This window comes from Halomonas sp. 3F2F (assembly GCF_014897805.1).
Classification (GTDB): domain Bacteria; phylum Pseudomonadota; class Gammaproteobacteria; order Pseudomonadales; family Halomonadaceae; genus Vreelandella.
Genome location: NZ_JABUZE010000024.1, coordinates 24,134 through 44,858, shown reverse-complemented (window position 1 = coordinate 44,858; position 20,725 = coordinate 24,134). Strand labels below are relative to the sequence as shown.

Annotated in this window: 17 protein-coding genes; 8 read left to right on the top strand and 9 right to left on the bottom strand. The window is 53.1% G+C overall.

The annotated features are described in order from the left end of the window. Positions 1-34: 34 nt before the first annotated feature. Genes INT21_RS02370 through INT21_RS02335 form a run of 8 tightly spaced genes read right to left on the bottom strand, consistent with a single transcriptional unit; the run spans position 35 to position 9,488 of the window. On the bottom strand, positions 35-967 hold the full coding sequence (locus INT21_RS02370) for a 5-oxoprolinase subunit C family protein (protein ID WP_193059519.1): 933 nt from the start codon (positions 965-967) through the stop codon (positions 35-37). Then, positions 964-1,668, bottom strand: coding sequence for a 5-oxoprolinase subunit PxpB (pxpB, locus tag INT21_RS02365; RefSeq protein WP_193059520.1), 705 nt, complete (start codon positions 1,666-1,668; stop codon positions 964-966). Before pxpB ends, INT21_RS02370 begins: the two co-directional genes overlap by 4 nt. Beyond that, positions 1,665-2,426: a 5-oxoprolinase subunit PxpA gene (locus tag INT21_RS02360; RefSeq protein ID WP_193059521.1), complete on the bottom strand. Its 762-nt coding sequence runs from the start codon at positions 2,424-2,426 to the stop codon at positions 1,665-1,667. The genes pxpB and INT21_RS02360 overlap by 4 nt, the downstream gene beginning before the upstream one ends. Positions 2,427-2,453: 27 nt before the next feature. Continuing rightward, positions 2,454-4,232, bottom strand: a complete 1,779-nt coding sequence (locus tag INT21_RS02355) for a peptidase M14 (protein WP_193067919.1) — start codon at positions 4,230-4,232, stop codon at positions 2,454-2,456. Continuing rightward, on the bottom strand, positions 4,229-5,077 hold the full coding sequence (locus tag INT21_RS02350; protein WP_193059523.1) for an ABC transporter permease: 849 nt from the start codon (positions 5,075-5,077) through the stop codon (positions 4,229-4,231). The genes INT21_RS02355 and INT21_RS02350 overlap by 4 nt, the downstream gene beginning before the upstream one ends. 8 nt (positions 5,078-5,085) lie before the next feature. Further along, positions 5,086-6,009, bottom strand: coding sequence for an ABC transporter permease (locus tag INT21_RS02345; RefSeq protein ID WP_120386226.1), 924 nt, complete (start codon positions 6,007-6,009; stop codon positions 5,086-5,088). A 59-nt stretch (positions 6,010-6,068) separates the two neighbouring features. Beyond that, positions 6,069-7,589 (bottom strand): ABC transporter substrate-binding protein, encoded by a 1,521-nt coding sequence (locus tag INT21_RS02340; protein WP_193059524.1) that lies wholly within the window; start codon positions 7,587-7,589, stop codon positions 6,069-6,071. Positions 7,590-7,634: 45 nt separating this feature from the next. Next, complete coding sequence (locus INT21_RS02335; RefSeq protein ID WP_120386228.1) at positions 7,635-9,488, bottom strand: ABC transporter ATP-binding protein; 1,854 nt, start codon at positions 9,486-9,488, stop codon at positions 7,635-7,637. Positions 9,489-9,788: 300 nt separating this feature from the next. On the opposite strand from INT21_RS02335, the gene INT21_RS02330 reads away from it, so the two are divergent. The 4 genes from INT21_RS02330 to INT21_RS02315 all read left to right on the top strand — a co-directional run bounded on the left by INT21_RS02330 (position 9,789) and on the right by INT21_RS02315 (position 13,498). Continuing rightward, the gene (locus INT21_RS02330; RefSeq protein WP_319022050.1) at positions 9,789-10,238 is read left to right on the top strand and encodes a winged helix DNA-binding protein; all 450 of its coding nucleotides are present in this window, start codon (positions 9,789-9,791) and stop codon (positions 10,236-10,238) included. A gap of 305 nt (positions 10,239-10,543) precedes the next feature. Next, positions 10,544-11,527, top strand: coding sequence for a TRAP transporter substrate-binding protein (locus INT21_RS02325; RefSeq protein ID WP_193059526.1), 984 nt, complete (start codon positions 10,544-10,546; stop codon positions 11,525-11,527). A 79-nt stretch (positions 11,528-11,606) separates the two neighbouring features. After that, positions 11,607-12,170: a TRAP transporter small permease gene (locus INT21_RS02320; protein WP_120386230.1), complete on the top strand. Its 564-nt coding sequence runs from the start codon at positions 11,607-11,609 to the stop codon at positions 12,168-12,170. A gap of 23 nt (positions 12,171-12,193) precedes the next feature. After that, positions 12,194-13,498, top strand: a complete 1,305-nt coding sequence (locus INT21_RS02315; protein WP_193059527.1) for a TRAP transporter large permease — start codon at positions 12,194-12,196, stop codon at positions 13,496-13,498. A gap of 14 nt (positions 13,499-13,512) precedes the next feature. On the opposite strand, the gene INT21_RS02310 is transcribed toward INT21_RS02315, so the two are convergent. After that, positions 13,513-15,045 carry a GGDEF domain-containing protein gene (locus tag INT21_RS02310; RefSeq protein ID WP_193067918.1) on the bottom strand — a complete coding sequence of 511 codons (1,533 nt, stop codon included), beginning with the start codon at positions 15,043-15,045 and terminating at the stop codon, positions 13,513-13,515. Positions 15,046-15,263: 218 nt separating this feature from the next. Here INT21_RS02310 and INT21_RS02305 point away from each other — a divergent pair, with 218 nt between their 5' ends. The 4 genes from INT21_RS02305 (at position 15,264) to INT21_RS02290 (ending at position 20,716) form a co-directional block, all read left to right on the top strand. Beyond that, a complete protein-coding gene (locus INT21_RS02305; RefSeq protein WP_193059528.1) occupies positions 15,264-17,963 on the top strand; it encodes a sensor domain-containing phosphodiesterase in 2,700 nt (899 codons plus the stop codon). A 117-nt stretch (positions 17,964-18,080) separates the two neighbouring features. Beyond that, positions 18,081-18,809, top strand: a complete 729-nt coding sequence (locus INT21_RS02300; protein ID WP_193059529.1) for an HAD family hydrolase — start codon at positions 18,081-18,083, stop codon at positions 18,807-18,809. Further along, a complete protein-coding gene (locus tag INT21_RS02295; protein WP_193059530.1) occupies positions 18,802-19,512 on the top strand; it encodes a UTRA domain-containing protein in 711 nt (236 codons plus the stop codon). Before INT21_RS02300 ends, INT21_RS02295 begins: the two co-directional genes overlap by 8 nt. A gap of 154 nt (positions 19,513-19,666) precedes the next feature. Further along, entirely contained in the window at positions 19,667-20,716 is a 1,050-nt protein-coding gene (locus INT21_RS02290; protein WP_193067917.1) for a putative 2-aminoethylphosphonate ABC transporter substrate-binding protein, read from the top strand. Positions 20,717-20,725: the final 9 nt, after the last annotated feature.

Below are 20,725 nucleotides of genomic sequence, written 5' to 3'. Positions count from 1 at the left end.
TGGTGTGAGAGGACAGGGGAGGCGACTCCCCTTCCTACTCGATCCAATGGCTTAATTGCTTCCGATAGGCAATTTGCGCTTGGCTGGCACTGACAGGGCTCAAACGCACCTCGGTTCCCGGTACGCATTGAGCAAGCAGCGCACAGGCCATCGGGGTAAGCGCACCAAGGCGAGGATAGCCACCAATGGTTTGGCGGTCATTCATTAACACAATCGGCTGGCCGTCGGGTGGGATTTGCACGGCGCCAAGGGGAATTCCTTCAGAAATAATGCCACCGAGCGTGCAATGCAGAGGCTGGCCGGTGAGACGAATACCCATGCGATCAGCGCGGTTATCTACTGTCCAAGGCTGGTTAAAAGCGTTGTACAGGCTGCGTCCGGCGAAACGTGAAGCCTGCGAGCCAAGCACCATGCTGAGTTGGCAGCTTTTTTCCGGCATGGCAGGGGCTGTTCCTTCAGGCAAGCTGCGCTCACCGGGTGAGCTACCTTGCCAGGTGAGCTGGTCGCCGGTTTGTAGCGGTCTGCCGTCGTCATGGAGCCCGCCAATTTGTTCGCGGGCAGTGCAGGCACGGCTGCCCAGAATCGTTGGTGCGTTTAATCCGCCAGGAAACGCGAGATAGGCCCGTAGGCCACGCCGGGGCTGGCTGAAAATGAGTGTTTGACCGGAACGCAGCAGAAAGCTGGTGTTGGTGGCTAATGGCTGTCCATCGATGGTAGCGCCAAGGTCGGCCCCAGTGAGTGCTAAGCGCACCTCGGCATTGGCAACCAAGCTGAGGTTGCCACCCATAACAATCTCCAGTGCCGCGCTATCAGGTGCGTTACCGAGGAGCCAGTTTGCCCAGCGAAATGAAATCCAGTCGGCGGCACCGCTCTGGGTGACTCCCAAATGACCCACGCCGAACCGCCCTAAGTCTTGAATCAGAGCCAGTGGTCCGGCCTGCTTAACCGTTAGCATTGCCTGGCTCATGGCCGCTCCTCCATTGGCGTTGTATCGCCGCCTGATGCTTCAAACTCTGCTTTGCCAATCGCTTTAAAGCGCACCTTATCGCCAGGGCGCAGCAGGGGCTCGCCCCGCTTAGCGTATTCAAATAGCGGTACGGCGGTGCGACCTAAAATATTCCATCCCCCTGGAGAAAGGAGCGGGTAGATAGCCGTTTGTCGATCGGCAATGCCCACACTGCCTGCCGCGACTTTGCGGCGGGGTGTTTTCAAGCGAGGCGTGGCGATGCCTTCGTCTACCAACCCCATAAAACCGTAGCCGGGGGCAAAGCCCAGCGCGAAAACGCAGTAATCATGGTCGCAGTGACGCTCGATCAGAGAGTCAACGCTGAGCCCTGCGCGTTTTGCCACCAGCGGAAGCTCAGGGCCAACGCTTTCGTCATACCACACGGGGATCTCATGCAACTGACCGTTCTGCGATTCGGCAGGCGTTAAGTGGCGCAACGCACTGCGAATCAGCGTAGCGACTTGGCCAAAGGTTAGTTGCTGGCTGTCGTAGTGCACCAGCAGCGTGGTATAGGAGGGAATCAGGTCAATGAGTGCCTCGCCCAGCGCATCGCGTAGGGTTTGATCGGCAGCTATGATCCACGCCATATTGGCTTCATCGATAGTGTCAAACAGTCGTACCGTTACGGCGTCCATGGCCGCCGTTTCTAAACGCAGTTTCACGCAGACTCCAGCGCCGTAAAGGCATCACGAATCGCGCGCACGGCAGCCACCGACTCAGGATTGTCGCCGTGCACGCACAGGGTGTCGCAGGGTAGATGCAGCGCGCTACCGTCGCGGGCGGTCAGCGCCTCGCCTTTGGCGAGCGCAACAGCTTGCGCAACGATAGTGGCTTGGTCGTGGTGGACAGCGCCTGCCAGGCGGCGAGAGGCGAGATGGCCGGTTGCTTCATAAGCGCGGTCAGCGAACGTTTCAAACCACAGGGTAACGCCCATTTGTTTCGCCAACTGACGATGAGGTTCTGGATCGGCAGTTGCCATGACCATTAGCGGAAGGTTGGCATCATAAGCACGTACCGCACGCATGGCGCCTTCCAATAACTCAAGATTCGCCGCCATGTCGTTATACATCGCTCCATGGGGCTTTATGTAGCTCAGCGTCACGCCTTCTGCTTGGCAAATTCCGGCCAGCGCACCGACCTGGTACAGCACCATATCCTCTACTTCTGCGGGCGAGCAGGCCATAGAGCGACGACCAAACCCCATTAAGTCAGGGTAGCCGGGGTGGGCGCCAATACGCACGCCATGCTGACTGGCCAAGGCGACCGTGCGGCGCATGACATGGGGGTCTGAGGCATGATAGCCACAGGCGATATTGGCACAATCGACGTAAGGCATTACGTCGGCATCTAAGCCAATCGACCAATTACCGAAGCTTTCGCCCATGTCGCAGTTGAGCAGTGGGAGTTTATTATCGATCATTGTGCACTCTCTTTATGAGTGAGCAGCTCAACCCTGCGTGCAAGGGAGCATCATAGACTGATAGCTGCGATAGGCGCTCATTACGGTCTCGTACTGCACTTGGTGCGCTATAATGAAGTCGTCATCGTAAATCGTCTCGTCTGGATACTCAGTAATCAGCTGTAGCGGGGTCAGCTGTTGGTCGTCAGGCGTTAGCAAGTAGGGGATATGGTGGCGCGTCAAGAACTCCAAGCTACCGGCATGAGCCTCGAAAACCTCGATTTGGCGTTGGTTATACTCAACCAATCCCGGTACGGTTGATAGGTGATCGGTAACCCCTTCTAGTAACGCTTGGGCCTGCGTTTCCCACTCTTGATGATAGCGGATGACGAGAAAGAAGCCCTTGGGGATTGACCATAGCTCAAAGTTACGTGGTATGTAGCCGGTTAAGGGGCGAGTCCATTCATGCGCAGGGTAGCCATGCAAATTGATATGCAGATTGGCGCCGCTTAACGCCTTGGCCCGTTCACGGATGGCAAGCTCGAACTCACCATTGGCCGCTTGTGCCTGTAAGTCGTTGCCAAAGGCCGTATAACGCGCCGCATGATGCATATGGGTTGGCTGCTCAGCGACTAGTCGTTGCTGTAGACGGTAGCCATCGGGGTTTTCTAAAGGTGAAAGCACAAAGTGTGTGCCCGCTTGCAGCGCTAGATCACGCCCAGCACGAAGGGCGCCAACGATGCCTGAAGGCTCATTAGCATGCTGCGCAGCGCTAATCATTACTGCACGGTCGCTTCCTTGACGATAACGTGCAGACAGTAAGCGCCCGCAGCGACTCTTGGCGTTGATAATGTCGCCGCCGAGAGCTTCCAACTGCTTGGTGATTTGTGGAACGCTGGGAGGATGCGGAGCCGTATCAAGCGCAATATCGCCTTGAGTAGGGGCTATAGATTTACATAGCGGCCGTAGACTGATCATCAGTGACATTGGCTTTTCAGGACAGTTACGAATTTCCGGCACAATCTGCCCAGGCTGAATCGAACGATCTCCTAGTGGTAAACCAGCATGGCACTGATAATACTCCAGTAGCGAAAAGTAGAGTTCCTCATGCATACCTTCGGTGAGGCTGATGTGCTCTCTACCAAAAGGTAGTGATGTGTCTTGGATCGGCAGGTTAACGCTGATATTCAGTTCTTCGAAAAAGGGCTGCTTGGTTGACCAGGGCGTTTGGATGATCGTCTCCATTGCCACTTCAAACAGACGCTCGTAATCGCAAGTGTAATACGTACTATCTCCCTCGCCATTCGCGGTGCGCCAAGCAATCCAGCCGCAAGGAGAGAGCTGCCAAGCATTTACATGGTCGAGGTGGCGCCGGTTGGGAGCAGCGACGCTGATTTGTTCGTGCTGGCCAGCGTCGTTGGTCAGCGTCAGTTCATAGTGATAGAGCGCAGTCTGGGTTGCGCAAGGCACTGCTTCCCAGGTCAGCGCCACCTGCTTATCGAGTAGCCCGGCCAGAGGATAAGCTTCCAGCAGAAAACGTTGGGGGGACTCTTCGGGCGCAGGATAGCGGATATGTATTGCGCGCAGTGGGCAATCGCCGAGAGTTTCGTTAATGCTTTCAATAAAGTAGTGAATTAGCGGCTTATAGGCGCTGTAAAAGCGTGCCTTGATACCGTGCTGAGCAAGTAACTGTTCGGCGTGTTGTCGAGTGGGTTGGTCATCGAAAACCCAGGCAGTCAGCTCATCACCGGGTGATAGCTGGCGCTGATACTGTGCCACGAGCGCATCGACGCTGCGCTCAAATGTGGTGTCTAGCAGTAATGTCATTGTGACGTCCGCCCCGTTGGATCTAAGGTATCGCGTAGCCAGTCGCCAAGCAGGTTAAGACCCAGTACGGTGAGCAGGATCGCTACACCAGGAAATACGCTGATCCACCAGGCAGTTTGGAGATAGGTACGGCCTTCAGCCAGCATGCCGCCCCAACTGGGGATCACTGGGTCGACGCCAAGTCCAAGGAAGGTGAGACTGCTTTCCAGTAGAATATTGTTCGCCACATTGAGCGTCATTAGCACAATCACCGGGCCAAGCAGGTTGGGAAGCAGGTGCTGGAAGAGAATACGCCAGTCGCGCACGCCAATCGCCTGGGCAGAAAGAATAAATTCGCGATCTTTAAGTGACAGTACCGACCCTCTGACTAGACGAGCGTACTGCACCCATTGAGAGACGATCAGCAGAATAATCATATTGGTCAGTCCGCCCCCGATGACCGCGATAAACGTGATGGCGAGCAGAATGAAAGGGAGCGCGAGCTGCACGTCGGCAAAACGCATGACGATCATATCAACAATACCGCCGTAGTAGCCCGAAAGCAGTCCCATGACGATACCCAGCACTACCGCTCCCAAAGCAGAGTAGAACCCCACCTTTAGTGAAATTTCACCACCGATAATGACCCGAGCGAGAATGTCGCGGCCCAGTGGGTCCGTACCGAGCGGGAAGCTGCCATCGGCGAGTGGCGGGGTTAACCGCATGGCGAGATTAACGTCGCTTCCGCCGCCTGGAAATAGCCAGCCTGAAAATAGCACTGCAAAGGTAATACCGCCGACTAGCAGGGCACCCATGATGAACTCGAAGCTTTTGAAACGCTCCAAATCAAGAGAATTTACCGACATAATGGCACCTAGCTCTTACGCACGCGCGGATCGACAAAGCCGTAAGCGATATCGACCAGCAGATTGATGGAGATAATCATCAGCGAGAGGATTGTGATAACGCCTTGTAGCACTGGATAGTCACGGGCGGCCACGGCATCGAAGGCCAATGTGCCAAGTCCTGGCCAATTGAACACTCGTTCAACCACGACGATACCGCCGAGTAACCCGCCGAACTGCAAGCCAAAATAGGTGATTAGGGGAATCGAGCAGTTGCGCAGAGCGTGCTTATAAAGCACGACGGAGTTGGAAAGGCCCTTAGCTCTTGCCACCATGATGTACTGTGAGCGGAGCGTTTCCAGCATCGTGGTTCTTACCAAACGCACGTTGGTTGCTGTCAAAATAATGCCCATCGTCGCTGCTGGCATGATAAAGCTTTGCCACCCTTCCATGCCGCTAGGAGGAAGCAAGTTAAAGGTAATCGAAAGCAGCAGCACCAGCATGATGGCGAGCCAGAAGTTCGGAAAAGAAAGCCCTACAAGCGATAGAATACGAATCAACTGATCGGGCCATTTGCCGCGCGAAACAGCAGCTTTAATACCCAGCGGAATCGAAACAACAATAGACACCACAAGTGATGCGAAGGCGAGAGCCAGCGTGGCAGGCAGAGCTCGGCCGACCAGCTCACTTACCGGCGTACCGCCCATAAAACTGCGCCCCAGGTCACCGGTAAACAACCCTTTAAGGAACTCTAGATACTGGACCAAAAACGGTTGATTCAGGCCCAGGGCTTCGCGAATGCGTTCTAGGTCCGCCTCGGTGATACTTCCAGCGCCTTGTGCCAGCATCACCGCCGGATCGCCTGTAAGGCGAATCGCAAACGAAACGATCAGCGTTACGGCTACTAGCACAAACAGTGCTTGTAGCAATCGGTAGAAAAGAAACTTGGCCACGTGGCCTCCCTCTCGATAAACAAATGGCCGCCGCCGTTCATGGCGGCGGCGAATTGGACTTATTCAGAGACGTCGACGTTGGTCAGGCGTATCCGGTTATCGGGCGCCGGTTCAAAATTTTCTACCCGCTCTCCCACGCCGTACAGAGCGTTCAAACTATAAAGTGGCATTTCAAGTGCGCGCTCCTGGGTATAGCGAGCGATATCCTGCAGTAGCGTTTCGCGCGCATCGCGGTCCAAAATACCGCGCTGTGCGTTGAGCATCTCGTCTAGTTGTTCATCGCTGTCGTAAGGGTTCCAGCGTTCGCCTGTGTGATACATCAGGTAAGCAGTGTTGTCGTAGTCAAACGTCCAGCCGCCCCACTTCTGCTGAAACATTGCACCGGTGCGTCCTGCTGGAATGATGTCATTGAGTAGCACATTGGTTTCATAAGGCTGAATGGAAGCATTGAGTCCTACACTTTGCAGATAGGCGGCAACCACCTGAGCAACTTCGGCAAAGGTTGAGTCATTGCCACGCACATCAATCTGGAGCGTAGCCCCTGGTTCTACGCCTGCTTCCCTGAGCAGCTCTTGGGCGCGCTGAGGGTCATAAGGATAAGGCTCTAGTTCCGAATCGAATCCAAACGATTGGCTGCCTTGGAAACTGGCGATAACGTTTCCTTCGCCAGCCAGAATGGAATCAACAATCGCCTGGCGATCCACTGCCATGATAATGGCTTGGCGCACACGCTCGTCAGCGGTGATACCAGACTGGGTATCAAAGCGGAGCGCTTCTACCGTCGGTGATGCGACGCTGACTACCTTAGTATTGGGATGATCGTTGATCGCGCCAATCATGCCGATAGGGATAGTTGGTGGAAGCACAATGTCGATTCGTCCTGCCTGCAGCTCGGCGACGGCCGTAGATGGCTCAGAGATGAAGCGATAGGTGACGCTATTGAGCTTGGGCGTGCCGCCCCAGTGATCGGTAAATGCTTCCAGTTGCACATCAGAACGTGGCGTGTAGTCGACTACTTTAAAGGGACCAGTGCCTACAGGGTGGGTATTAAAATAATCGTCGCCATGCTCCTCAATGTAACCGGGAGGCACGATCATGGCTCCGTAGCCAGCTAACTTCGTGAGCAATACGGGGTCGGGTTCATTTAAATAGAAGTCAACGGTGTAGTCATCAACAATATCGACACGTTCGATAGCGGTGTAGTTCGAGCGCTGTGGACCGCGTGCGCCCTCTTCGCCAAGTAGCCGATCAAAGGTGAACTTGACTGACTCGGCGTTGAACGGTTCTCCGTTATGAAAAACAACGCCTTCGCGTAGCGTGAAACGTAGGCGCGTACCGTTGTCCAGCTCTTCCCATGCTGTGGCTAGCCCAGGAACCAGCTCAAGATCAGGGCCACGGTAGGTTAGTCCATCAAAGATATTGGTGGCTACCGAGGCCCAGTTAACCAAAAAGGTGTCAATAGGATCCCAACTGCCTGGGTCTTGTGGCGAGGCTATCGTCAGCGAGCCTGCGTGGCTGGCAGTTGCTGTCGCCATGGCGGCCGCCAATGTGCAGGCTTGGAACAGTGTTGTCTTTTTCATTTTACAGTTCTCCAAAAGCTTATTGTTGATGTTTACTGCGGATGACTACAGGCAGTGCGAAGCGCCGCCACGTGAGACGAAATGACCAGCTTCTATTTCGTCTAAGGAGAACACCGTTGGCTCATCCCCTACCTTACGAATAGGACTTGGGATATCTCCCTCCAGCAGTAGGTGTTCGCGACGGTAGTGAGGGTCAGCCACTGGTACGGCAGAAAGTAGTTTCTGAGTGTAGGTGTGCTGAGGGGAGTCAAATACTCGCTGGCGTGGTCCCATCTCAACAATCTGTCCCAGATGCAGCACCGCGACGCGATGACTCATTTTTTCAACCACAGCCATGTCATGGCTGATGAAGAGGTACGCGAGTCCCTCTTCGCGCTGTAACTGCATCATCAGATGAATAATTTGCGCCTGAATCGAGACATCCAGTGCTGAAAGCGCTTCATCGGCAATAATCAACTTGGGTTTCGAGGCCAGAGCCCGAGCGATACAAACACGCTGCCGCTGGCCACCTGAAAACTCATGCGGGTAGCGATTAGCATGTTCTGGTTGAAGACCAACACGCTCTAACAGCTCGTTAACTCGCAGTTGGATGCGTTTTCGATCGCTCATCAATCGGTGGGTATGAATAGGCTCAGCAATAGAAAAACCTACGGTCTTACGCGGGTCTAGTGAAGCAAAGGGATCTTGGAAAATGTACTGCACCTGTTGGCGTAGCATCATTTTCTCGCTGCGTGACATTTCCGTAACAGCTTTGCCGGAAAAGACGATGTCGCCGCTGGTGCTCTCCTGCAACTGCTGAATGGTGCGGCCAATGGTAGATTTTCCGGAACCTGACTCTCCGACCAATGCCAGCGTTTCGCCAGGGAAAATATCAAAGCTCACGCTCTCTACTGCGTGGACGCGGTGGCTGACGCCGCCAAAAAAACCTTTGTTGATATCGAAACGCGTTACCAAGTTCTTGACGCTTACCACCGGCGTTTCCTGAGTGCGAACGGTATCCTGTACCGTCGGCTCGCCTTGAGTGATGATTTTATTGCCGTCAAAAATAACCAGTGGCTCGGCACGTGGCAGCGTTTGACCTTGCATGCTGCCCAATGTTGGAACAGCAGCCAGCAGTGCTTGAGTATAAGGAGCCTGGGGGGACGCAAAGAGGGTGCTGACGTCCGCTTCTTCGACCTTCTCACCATTACGCATCACGACAACGTGGTCGGCCACCTCTGCGACTACGCCCATATCATGGGTGATAAAGATAACCGCCATCCCCAGCTCCTTTTGGAGGTCGCGGATGATAGCCAGGATTTGAGCCTGGATGGTGACATCCAGCGCAGTGGTGGGTTCGTCAGCAACCAGTACCTTGGGCTTACAGGCAAGTGCCATCGCGATCATTACCCGCTGACGCATACCGCCGGAGAGTTGGTGAGGGTAGCGCTTGAGTAGGGACTCTGCATCAGCTAAACGCACAATGCGTAGCAGCCTTAATGCCTCTTCTCTGGCGGTGGCTCGGGTGTAATCGCCATGCAGCAGCAGTACCTCGGTGATTTGATCGCCAATGGTGTAGACCGGGTTCAGCGACGTCATCGGCTCCTGAAAGATCATTGAGATCTCTTTGCCACGAATTTTACGCATTTCCTTATCAGAAAGTTGCGTTAAATCAATCGGTTTACTGTCTGGGCTACGGCGAAACAGGATATTGCCCTTGGCGATGGTGGCATTCAAATAGTGAACTAAGCCCATCGTGGCCAGCGAGGTCATGGATTTTCCTGATCCCGACTCGCCTACAATTGCCAGCGTCTGGCCAGCGTATAGGTCAAACGAAAGGTCTTTGACGACACGGTTGGAACCAAAGGCAATATCCAGCGATTGAACGGACAGTAGGGGAGGATGATCATGATGAGGCACAGTAATATACCTATATTTTTTATATGATTTATCTGTAAATTATCTGCATAGTGTTCACGTGTCAATTGTACGATTTACCCTCTTTTCTTAATGGTAGAAGAACCTTTGATATCGAAAACGAGTTGCTAGCCGCCCCTAAAACCGCGGACTATGGTTCAATTAGCGGGCGTCCGCTCTGCTAATATGGATTAACAATGCAAAATAAATAGGTAGGTATTAATGATAGATGTAGACCAAATGGTAGCGGGTGGGCGTGGGCCGATTGTTTCGTCGGAGCACTTATCACACAAGGCGAAAGAGTTGTCTGAACTTGAATTCGGTTTGATCATCTCGAGCCATGCCTTCAATCGCTGGATGGTGCGTTGTATGACCGCTACTGGCTATCCAGAATTGGGGACGTTGGATGTGCTGGTTCTGCATAGTGTCAGCCATCGTGAACGTGCAAAGCGTCAAGCTGATATATGCCTCGTGCTAAATGTAGAAGACACTCATACTGTTACGTATGCGCTGAGAAAGTTAGTTAAACTCAATCTCGTTAAAGGTGAAAAACAAGGTAAGGAAACTTACTTTTGTACTACTGAACAAGGACGAAATGCCTGTAGCCGTTATGCCGAAATCCGTGAAGCCTGTCTAATTGATTCGCTTACATCGATGGGTATAGAACGTGCAGAAATCAGTAAAGTGGCGGGGATTTTACGTGCAATGTCTGGCCTGTATGACCAGGCAGCACGGGCAGCCGCTTCTCTTTAAAAAGTGTCAGCTTTGATGCAACGAGCGGCGCGTTAGCCTGTAAAAAGGATGCAGTGACTAAACGATTAAGGAGCCTATGCAATTCGAAGATCTCTAAGTTGTTTTGCAAGTTCTAATGTACAGCTTTAATTAGCACGATTTTTCAGTGACGTGATGCTTGAAACAAAAAAGCGGCTTCTATCTGCCTTGAACGCATATGAGCTATGTTGTGATGTGGCTTATAGAAAATATAGAAGTAATGCGCCATTACTTCTGCTAAATCTAAGTGAGCCTCCACGAATATTACAAATAAGAGGAATGCTCCTATGCGTAACTGCATCTTTACTCCCCTTGCCCTAGCCACTATCTGTAGCTTGGCTGCCACGGCCCATGCGGCTGAATGGACTATGGCAACGCCTTATGGTGATGCAAGCTTCCATACCCAGAACAATAAACAGTTTGCAGAGGATGTGGCTGAGGCCACAAACGGTGACTTAACCATTACGGTGCACAGCGGTGGTTCGCTGGTCTCACATGGTGAAATTAAGCCGTCGGTGCGCCGTGGCACGATTGATGCTGGCGAAGTGTTCCTCTCTGTTCTTTCCAATGATGACCCTATTTTCGAAGTTGATACGCTGCCGGGGGTAGCCGGTAGCTATGAAGATGCCTATGCCTTGTGGGAAGCCACTAAGCCGATGATTACTGAGCTGTTTGCCTATGAAGGAATGGTGCCTTTGTATGCTGTCGCTTGGCCAGCGCAGGGCATTTACACCTCTGCGCCGTTAACCGATCCCGATCAGTTCGATGGCTTGCGGGTGCGTGCGCCAAATATTAATACTCAGCGTTTCGTTGATAATTTAGGTGGCAGCCCGACGGAAACCGAAGAGTCTGATATTCCTACCGCGTTTAGCACCGGTCGTGTGGATGCCATGATTACGTCCAGTTCTACCGGTAACTCCATGGCAGCCTGGGACTATGTGACCGACTACACCGATGCCAACTTGTGGCTGCCTAAGAATATTGTGTTTATGAGTCAGCGCAGCTTTGATCGTTTAGATGAAGCTACCCAAGACGCGCTGATGGAAGCGGCTGCTAGGGCTGAAGAGCGTGGCTGGCAAATGAGCCGCGAGAACAATGAAACTAGCTTGGAGGCGCTGAAGGAAAATGGCATCTCAGTTTCTCAGCCTAACGAGACGGTGTCTGCTGCTCTGCAAGCGGCGGGCGATGAGCTGTTTGCCGACTGGGAATCCCGCGCTGACGATGACGCAAAACAAGCCTTAGAGAGCTATCGCGAACAACGCGGTAACTGAGTCTTAACAACTAATGTTGGCTTTAAGGGCGGCTGTTTGTGCCGCCCTTACCACCCACGCGCTCAATGAGACTGCGAACATGATGTTTAAATTCGACAAACTCTACCGCCTCGGTGCTTGGGGTGCAGCCGCGTGTATGGTGGCTATTTGTGCACTTATCGCACTGCAGGTCACGTTTCGGTTAGTAGATGCGTTGCTTGTTTTGGTTGGCCTTAGCCGGCTCGGCGTGAGCATCACCGGCGTTTCTGAGATGGCGTCTTATCTGTTAGTTGGGGCAACGTTTCTTGGGCTTGCCTACACCTTTGTTCACCATGCGCATATTCGGGTGACGCTGCTTATCTCGCGACTACCCTCAGCCATACGCGTCTGGTTTGAGGTGTTTGGGTTACTCATTGCGGTAGTGATCAGCCTGTTGCTGGCTTATGGCTTGATTGGGCTAGCAAGAGAGAGCCTTCAATATAACGATGTATCGTCGGGCTTTTTATCGATTCCCTTGTGGATACCGCAATCGGTATTAGTCGTTGGGGTAGGGCTCTTGGCATTGGCACTTCTGGAAGCCTTGTGGATAGCGCTGCGTATCGCTATCCACGACCCTGCGAGCTTCCGTGAAGCAACCGCCATCGACGACAACGAAGCGCATTAAGACGCTACCCAGGAGACACCCTCGTGCTATTACTTAGTTTGGCTACCATCTTTACCCTTGTGGTGCTGTTAGGCAGTGGCGTCTGGATTGCCTTTGCTCTGATTGGCACTGCTTGGATTGCGCTTCAGTTTTTTAGTCCCTTCGACCCCGGCCCTATTCTTGCCTCGGATTTTTGGGGAGCAAGCTATGGCTGGGATTTAACGGCGTTGCCGATGTTTATCTGGATGGGGGAGATTCTGTTTCGCTCAGGTCTTGCCGACAATATGTTTCGTGGCTTGTCGCCCTGGTTAAATCGCCTGCCAGGACGTTTACTTCACACCAATATCATTGGCAGCGGCATGTTTGCCGCCGTATGTGGCTCTTCAGCGGCGACCTGTGCAACGGTGGGGAAAATGACCCTGCCGGAACTCGAGCGCCGCGGCTATGACAGCAACATGGCGATTGGTACATTGGCCAGCGCTTCAACGCTAGGCTTGCTGATTCCGCCTTCTATCGTGCTGATTGTTTATGGCGTAGTGACTGAGCAGTCCATTACTCGGCTATTCATGGCAGGCATTGGGCCGGGGCTGATGATCTTAGCCATGTTTATGACTTATCTGGTGCTGTGGGCTCTATTGAAAGGTAACCGGAACGGCTTAACCGGTGCTGATGAGTCGGGCATGAGCTTTGTTGAGAAGCTACGCAATACCTGGTCGCTGGTGCCAATTCTGCTGCTGATTGGCGGTATTATCGTATCGATTTATGGCGGCCTAGCATCACCAACAGAAGCTGCCGCGGTAGGCGTTGTGCTGTCGATGGTCATTGCGCATTTTAATGGCCACTTTAATCGAGATATTTTTACCAGCTCGTTATTTGCCGCAGTACGTACCGCGTGCATGATCGCTTTTATTATTGCTGGCGCGTCATTTTTGACCTCTGCGATGGGCTTTACTCAGGTACCAATGCAGTTAGCTCGCACGATCGGTGAAATGGGGCTATCCCCCACGATGCTGCTAGTGGCCTTAACGGTGCTGCTGTTGATCATGGGCTGTTTTTTGGATGGTATTTCACTGATTCTGCTAGTCACGGCCATTATTATGCCCGTGGTTAGCGCCGCTGGATTTGATCTGATCTGGTTTGGTATCTATCTGGTGATTGTGGTTGAGATGTCGCAAATTACACCGCCAGTGGGTTTTAACCTATTTGTCATTCAAGGGCTCACCGGTAAAGATATTGTCACCATCACGAAAGCCACACTGCCATTCTTTTTGCTGATGCTGCTGGCGATTGCTTTTATGCATCTCTTCCCTGAAATCGCCTTGTACCTGCCCCAGGCACTGAACAGATAGTAGACGACTAACGGTTAATCTTGGCCATGAATGGAGATGCCCCGGCGGCCAGAGCGTTTGATGAAATACATGCTCTGGTCGGCGGCATCTATCAGCTCCCGCTCATTACTGAAGTTGCCATCGCTTAAACACGCAATACCCATAGAGGCAGTGATATACAGTGCTTCTTGGTCAATTTCCAACATCGGTTGCTCATTTAAATGCAGCGCAATGCGTTCGGCTAACTGTCTCGCAGTTTGAGCGGTCTCATCGGGCAATATAATTAAAAACTCTTCACCGCCATAGCGCCCAGCCAAGTCGCCTGAGCGAGTTAATGACGCGAGCGTTTTACCAAAACGTTCCAGAATTAAGTCGCCTGCCTGGTGGCCATATTGGTCGTTAAGCACTTTGAAATGATCTAAATCGATAAACACCACTGACATTGTGCGGCCTTGCTCATTGCAAAGCGCAAAACGTTCCTGGAGTTGCTGCTCTAACCACGCACGGTTAGCCAATTGAGTGAGTGGGTCAATACGGCTGCGCTCTTCTAATGCAGAATTATGTAGCTGTAGTGTATCCAACTGCTGTTGCTGAGCATCTAATCGTGCGGTGAGCGTCAAAGAGTGTTGATAGAGCAACTGTTGTGCGTCCGCCAGCAGTGTTTGGCTATCCACAGGCGCGGGTACGGTGAGATCCAAAATATCTGTTAATAAATCAATTTGTTCTGACAAGCGATGGAAAAGCGCTTCAATGACATTCGTAGGCAGTGTTTCTGTGACCGCTAACTGCCTAAGCAACATTGCTAAGGTGGTGCTTGGTTCAGGGCTGAGCCATGCATCGGCGATTGGGCCGGATAAGCGCAGGCAGAGTGTTGCCATGTCATCGGTTAAAAAACCGTCATGGCTTTGGTCAATAGCATGCACGATCGAGGACGGTAGCCCCCACTTGGCGGCTAACCAAGCACCAATCAGTGTATGGTCACTGCCAAAGTGGCGGCGTTCAGCGTTGACCAACTGTGCGTGAGACATTCTGCGTTCAGCGTATAGTGCCTCGGCCTCGTCTGGGTAGGTGGAGAGGATCGCCAAAATGCCTATATCTTGCAGTAGGGCAAGCGTGAATGCGCTGCCAACCTGTGCGGGGCAGAGTTGGTGAGCCAGCTTGCTTGCTACCACGGCGGCAACAATGGCGCGTCGCCATGTTTGCAGAGCCGCGTTCTCTGTAGGTGGCCAGGGAAACAGAGTGAAGCTCAATACGGTGGCGAGCGTTGCGTCTAATCCCAGTCGCTGGGTGGCTTCCAAACTGGTTTGTGCAGGATGAGCTGAACGCAGGTAGTGCACGCTATTCGCGGCCGCAATAAGGCGCGCCGTTAACCCTGGGTCGCGTTCAATAACGCGCGCATAGTCACTCAGAGAAGCTCGGGGGGAGCGTGCGATATCAAGCACTTGCATGGCGATAGCAGGAAGCGAAGGTAGGCTAGCCGAGCGTAATAAGGCATTACCAAGAAAACTGGGAAGCTCGCTAGTGAGCGAAGTATAAAGTGTTTCGTCTTCCGCTAAACGGCTCGTCATATTATCCCTCAACGTGCTGTCCAGCATAGCGAGCAGCCACTAAGTTATGTGCTAAATAATCAATTATAGCGTCTGCGTGTGTTAGCAGAGTCATAGATAGGCATGGTAAATCAGTAAAATAACTGTTTATGCTGTAGCCCGCTGCATTTTATTGCAACAGCTTATTATAACAGTGCTCTGTGGGCAGCTGCTCTACGATGACAAAAGTGAGTGCGCCAATGCACACCAGAAACGAAGCGTCGGAGATTTTCCGTCAGTTGGCGGAAGGTTTAGGACGTAGCGGAAGACCTGACTTTTATACGACGCTTGTCGAGCAACTTGCCCAACTGCTTGGGATTGATCATGCGTTGATCGCTGTGGTCACCGAGGCGCATATGGCTACAACATTGGCCGTTTGGTCAAATAACGATCATCAGGAAAATATCGCTTATCCTCTTATGGGAACGCCTTGTGAAACGGTTGTAGGTAGAGAACCTTGCTTGTATGCCTGCGATGTTCAGGCGCGCTTTCCTAAAGACGAGCTGCTCAGCCAACTGGGTGCAGAGAGTTACATGGGACTGCCTCTGTTTTCATCCGATGGCTCGGCCATTGGCATCTTGGCGGTGTTAAGCAATAAACCGATGCAGCTCGATGGGCTTGAAAACGAAATCTTGCGCATTGTGGCCGCTCAAGCGGGGGCAGAGCTTGGCCGCTGCCAAGCCGAGCAAGCGCTTCGTCAAAGTGAAGAATTGGCCCGAGAGAGTGAGCGGCGTTTAAACACATTGCTGAATCACCTTCCTGGCATGGCCTACCGTTGCCTAAATGATCAACACTGGACGATGCAGTTGGTCAGCCAAGGGGCTGAGGCGCTCACGGGCTATCATCCGGACGAATTACAAGATAATCGACTCATCAGTTTTGCCTCCCTCATACACGAAGCCGATCAAGACCGCGTTCATCTAGCAGCACAACAGGCAATCCAGCAGCGTCAGCCATATCGTGTGGTGTACCGATTGCGCCATCGGGATGGCAGTTACCGTTGGATGTGGGAGCAAGGGCAAGCTGTTATCGATGATGATGGCCATGTGGCCTATCTCGAGGGCTTTATCTCAGATGTGACCGACCAGCACGAATCACAACGCGTGCAGGATGCGGTGGTACAAGTAGCCTCTACAGTTACCTCACGCGTAGGAGACGATTACTTCCACCAGTTGATCATCACGTTAGCCACGTTATTAGAAGCAGATGCTGGGTTTATTGCGTTACTGGATCAACCTGTTCCACGGTCTTTGGGGACATCTAATAAGATAAACACGCTGCGGCCCGCAACAGCAGCCCAGACCGTTAGTTTAGTCGCGAATGGCCAGTTAATAGATAACCAAACGTTTATGCTGCAGGGAACGCCTGCTGAACGAGTCGTGTTTGAAGGCGAGAGCGTTGTTCAAAGTGGCCATGCGTTTACGCTGCCGGGAACCTCGTTAAGTACCCAGGCGTGGATAGGCCGCCGCTTGGATAATGCTAAGGGCGATGCCATTGGTGTGATGATGGTGTTTTATCAAACACCACTGACGACCAATGCGTTTGCAACTTCCGTGTTGAAAATTCTCTCTACGGGTGCTGCCGGTGAGCTAGAACGTCGCCGTGATCATCGTCACATGCAACGTCTTGCCTATACAGACAGCACAACAGGATTGCCTAATCGTGCGCGCTTTATGGAGCTATTGGCCAGTATGGGAAAAGAGGCATCTAGTCAGGGTGACTCTCTTTCGCTGCTGCTGCTGGATATCCGGCGCTTTAAAGAGGTGAATGATTTACATGGCCACGAGGTAGGAGATCAGTTACTCGCAACCGTGGCCGAGCGCTTACGGCAAGCTAGCCTATCTAAAAGCGCTGTCGCACGACTTTCCAGTGATGAATTTACCGTACTGTTGCCCAGCATTGAGGATGTTCGCCTTCAAGAAGTGGTGTTTCAGTTATGCGAACTTATCAAACTCCCTATCCAGCTGGGGCATCGTATTTTTAACCTCGATGTCAGTATCGGGATTGCTAGCTATCCAAGCGATGTAGCGGAGGCCGGTGAGCTGTTTAACGCAGCCAGTATCGCACTCCATCACGCAAAACGCCGTGATAATAGCGTATGCCCCTATACACAAGTGATGCGTCAGACGCTGGAGCGCCGCCAATGGATGACCGAGCGCCTGCATCAAGCCATTACTGAGCGGCGCTTACAGCTTTATTTTCAACCGCAGTTCAGTCTTACGAGCAAAACATTGACGGGGGCTGAAGCGCTGTGCCGCTGGTTTGACCCTGAGTGGGGATGGGTAAGCCCTAGCGAGTTTATTGCTTTGGCGGAAGAGCGTGGCTTGATCCGCATGCTGGGAGACTGGGTGCTAGAAGAAGCGGCACGTCAGTTAAGTGTTTGGCAGGCCGGTAATACGCCACTGCCAGGTAGGCTCTCAATCAATATTTCAGCGCAACAATTTGCCGACCCTCAGCTAACCGCACATGTGGCTAAGCTAACCGCCTGTGTACCTCCAGACACCATTGCGCTTGAACTCACTGAAAGTGATTTTATGCGTGATCCCGATCAGGCGGTCACAATTACTCAGGCTATGCGTCAGGCTGGCTACGCGCTGTTTATTGATGACTTCGGTACAGGCTACTCATCGCTCTCGTATTTACGGCGCTTTGCTGCGGACGCGTTAAAAATAGACATTTCGTTTGTGCGTGACATGCTCGATAACCACCATGATCGGGCGATTGTGCAAACCATTATCGCTATGGCTGACACGCTTGATATGAAAACCCTTGCAGAAGGCGTTGAAAGCCCTTCCCAGGCCGATTTGCTCGCACAAATGGGCTGCAGCGAAGCTCAGGGGTACTGGTTTGGTCGTCCGCTACCCGCCGATGAGTTTGCCTCAATGTGGTTAACCCCTTAAGCCATTTTATTGGCAGGTAGGGCGAGCAATTTCCATTCTCATCAATGGCGTCATCGTCCTGTCATCATCGTTGGCATACCCTACGCGCCGCCGAACTCGCGAAAAAAGGAGTGCCACATGCGCCTCGCTCTGTTTGATCTTGATGACACCCTCCTGGATGGAGACTGCAGCGACCGCTGGAATTTATGGATGATTGAGCAGGGGTGGATCAGTGATGCCGAGACCTTTATAGCCCGTGCCGAACAGATGCAGCAGGCTTATCACGCCGGTAAGTTAAAGCTAGAGGAGTACTTGGCAATGACCTTGGCGCCATTGCGGGGCCGCCGAGTAATCGATGTACAAAAAGAAGTTGAGCGCTTTGTCGCTACCCATTTGCAGCCCCGTATTTTTGATCAAGCCTGGCGCTGCCTGGACGCGCACCGTCAGTCAGGCGATATCCTCGTCCTTATTTCTGCGTCATCGCATCACCTGGTCGCGCCGATTGCGACGATGTTAGGGATTGAGCATGTGCTGGCGGTAGAGCTTAGTGTCGAACAAGCGGCAAGCGGGGCAAGCTACACCGGCCATAGCAAAGGCGTGCTCTCTTACCGTGGGGGGAAAGTAGTGCGTTTTCAGCAGTGGTTAATCGAGCAAAAAATTGCCCCCAGCCATACAACGTTCTACTCAGATTCCCGCAACGATATCCCGCTGCTGCAGTATGTCGACTGCCCAGTGGCGGTTAACCCTGATCCCGTGCTGGCGGAGGTGGCTAGTGTAGAAGGGTGGCAGCGCTTAGACTGGCGGATGGCAGCGTCGACAGACGCTTCATCGGCCAACGATCTATCAGGAAAATCGGCGCATGCCTGATGCCTACTATTTACAGTTAACGGAACAGCTTCGTTATTTAATTACCCAGCATGCCACGCAGTGGGAAGGCAAATTGCCCGCTGAGCGAGTGTTGGCGGAGCGCTTCTCTACGACCCGCGTTACGTTGCGCCAAGCCTTAGCGCAACTGGAGGGGGAAGGGCTCATTCACCGCAGCAATCGGCGTGGCTGGTTTATTTCACCGGCTAGGCTGGTGTATGACCCCACCCGGGACGCAGGCTTTAACGACTATGTGGGGGCTCAGGGGCGGCAACCACGAACGGCGGTTCTAAAGCTGGAAACCCGCTCACATCTGGTGGCTGCCCGTGCCTTGGGGCTGCCCGATGACCAGCCGTTTCACCATATTCGCCGTCGCCGTTATGTGGATGATCGTGCTGTGCTGGTGGAGTCGCTTTGGGTGGTGCCAGAGCGTGCGCCAGAGTTGCTAGACATCTACAGCGGACAATCACTCTGGGGGTTGTTAAGAGGGCGGTGGGGGCATCACTTGGCCAATCGCTCGATACGCATGGTGTCCGAAGCGCTGTCGCCATTAGATGCAGAAGAGTTACTCGTTGCCCCAGGCGCGGCCGGGCTAAACATTTGCCGTGCCATTTTTGATGATCAACAGCGTCCTATCGAATATGACGAAGAGCACTGGTTGCACGATTCGTTATGCATCAGTGTTGAGCTGTCGGGTCAGAAGTAACAGGGTTACGGAGACAAGGCGCTCATGAGGACCCTCACAAGATCCCATCCATACGCATACATAACAACTTAAAAAATCAGTCAAACAAGCGTCATCGCACTGTCATCTAGCGACGGCAAACTTCTGGTCTATACCAAAACGCTGGGAGCCTACCATGTCGAAACTTCGCCGTTTGTTCCAACCTACTCAGATTGCAACTGCTCTGCTCGCAACGACTGCCGTTGCCTTCACTTCGGCGGCTAGCGCCACTGAGCTAACGGTGTACACCGCCGTTGAGTCAGATGACCTGCAAAAATACGCCGAACGCTTCAATGCCGCTCACCCCGATATCACTATTAACTGGGTGCGAGATTCTACGGGCGTGATTACTGCGCGCTTGCTGGCGGAAAAAGATAATCCCCAGGCAGACGTCATCTGGGGCTTAGCCGCCACCAGTCTGCTGGTGCTTGAAGAAGAGGACATGCTGGAGCGCTATGCGCCCGCAGGCGTTGAAAACCTTGATCAAAAATTTATTGATGCTGCTTACCGTAACGGTGAAGACCCTGCGTGGGTAGGCATGGACGCCTGGGTAGCGGCCATTTGCTACAACACTATTGAAGGCGAGCGTCAGGGCGTGCCGATGCCGACCTCCTGGGAAGACCTGACCCAGCCTGAGTTTGAAGGGCATGTGATTATGCCTAACCCCAACTCCTCGGGTACCGGTTATCTGGATGTAGCCAGCTGGATGCAGCTATGGGGCGAAGAGCAGGGCTGGGATTACATGGACCGCCTGCATAACAATATTTCCCGTTACACCCACTCCGGCTCTGCTCCTTGCAGCCTGGCGGCCACCGGTGAAGCAGCAGTCGGTGTGTCGTTTGCCTTCCGTGGTGCACGGTTAAAATCCCAAGGCGCACCGATTGAAGTGATCTTCCCGGAAGAGGGGCTTGGCTGGGATATGGAAGCTGCCGCCATCGTTGCGGGCACCGCCAAACAGGAAGCTGCACAAACGCTGATGGATTGGGCCGTTTCCCGCGAGGCTAACGAACTCTATAACGAAGGCTACGCCGTGGTGGCCTATCCCGGTGTGGCACAGCCGATTGAAAACTATCCCACTGACATTGCCGATCGCATGATTGATGCCGACTTCCAGTGGGCCGCGGTTAACCGCGAACGCGTGCTGGCAGAGTGGCAGCGCCGCTACGACGGTAAAACCGAACTGTAAGCACGAACA

Bases quoted from the DNA above. Each gene is read 5' to 3' on its own strand.
- INT21_RS02370 (WP_193059519.1), bottom strand. From the start codon at position 967: ATGAGCCAGGCAATGCTAACGGTTAAGCAGGCCGGACCACTGGCTCTG.
- INT21_RS02360 (WP_193059521.1), bottom strand. From the start codon at position 2,426: ATGATCGATAATAAACTCCCACTGCTCAACTGCGACATGGGCGAAAGC.
- INT21_RS02355 (WP_193067919.1), bottom strand. From the start codon at position 4,232: ATGACATTACTGCTAGACACCACATTTGAGCGCAGCGTCGATGCGCTC.
- INT21_RS02350 (WP_193059523.1), bottom strand. From the start codon at position 5,077: ATGTCGGTAAATTCTCTTGATTTGGAGCGTTTCAAAAGCTTCGAGTTC.
- INT21_RS02340 (WP_193059524.1), bottom strand. From the start codon at position 7,589: ATGAAAAAGACAACACTGTTCCAAGCCTGCACATTGGCGGCCGCCATG.
- INT21_RS02325 (WP_193059526.1), top strand. From the start codon at position 10,544: ATGCGTAACTGCATCTTTACTCCCCTTGCCCTAGCCACTATCTGTAGC.
- INT21_RS02320 (WP_120386230.1), top strand. From the start codon at position 11,607: ATGATGTTTAAATTCGACAAACTCTACCGCCTCGGTGCTTGGGGTGCA.
- INT21_RS02310 (WP_193067918.1), bottom strand. From the start codon at position 15,045: ATGACGAGCCGTTTAGCGGAAGACGAAACACTTTATACTTCGCTCACT.
- INT21_RS02305 (WP_193059528.1), top strand. From the start codon at position 15,264: ATGCACACCAGAAACGAAGCGTCGGAGATTTTCCGTCAGTTGGCGGAA.
- INT21_RS02300 (WP_193059529.1), top strand. From the start codon at position 18,081: ATGCGCCTCGCTCTGTTTGATCTTGATGACACCCTCCTGGATGGAGAC.
- INT21_RS02295 (WP_193059530.1), top strand. From the start codon at position 18,802: ATGCCTGATGCCTACTATTTACAGTTAACGGAACAGCTTCGTTATTTA.
- INT21_RS02290 (WP_193067917.1), top strand. From the start codon at position 19,667: ATGTCGAAACTTCGCCGTTTGTTCCAACCTACTCAGATTGCAACTGCT.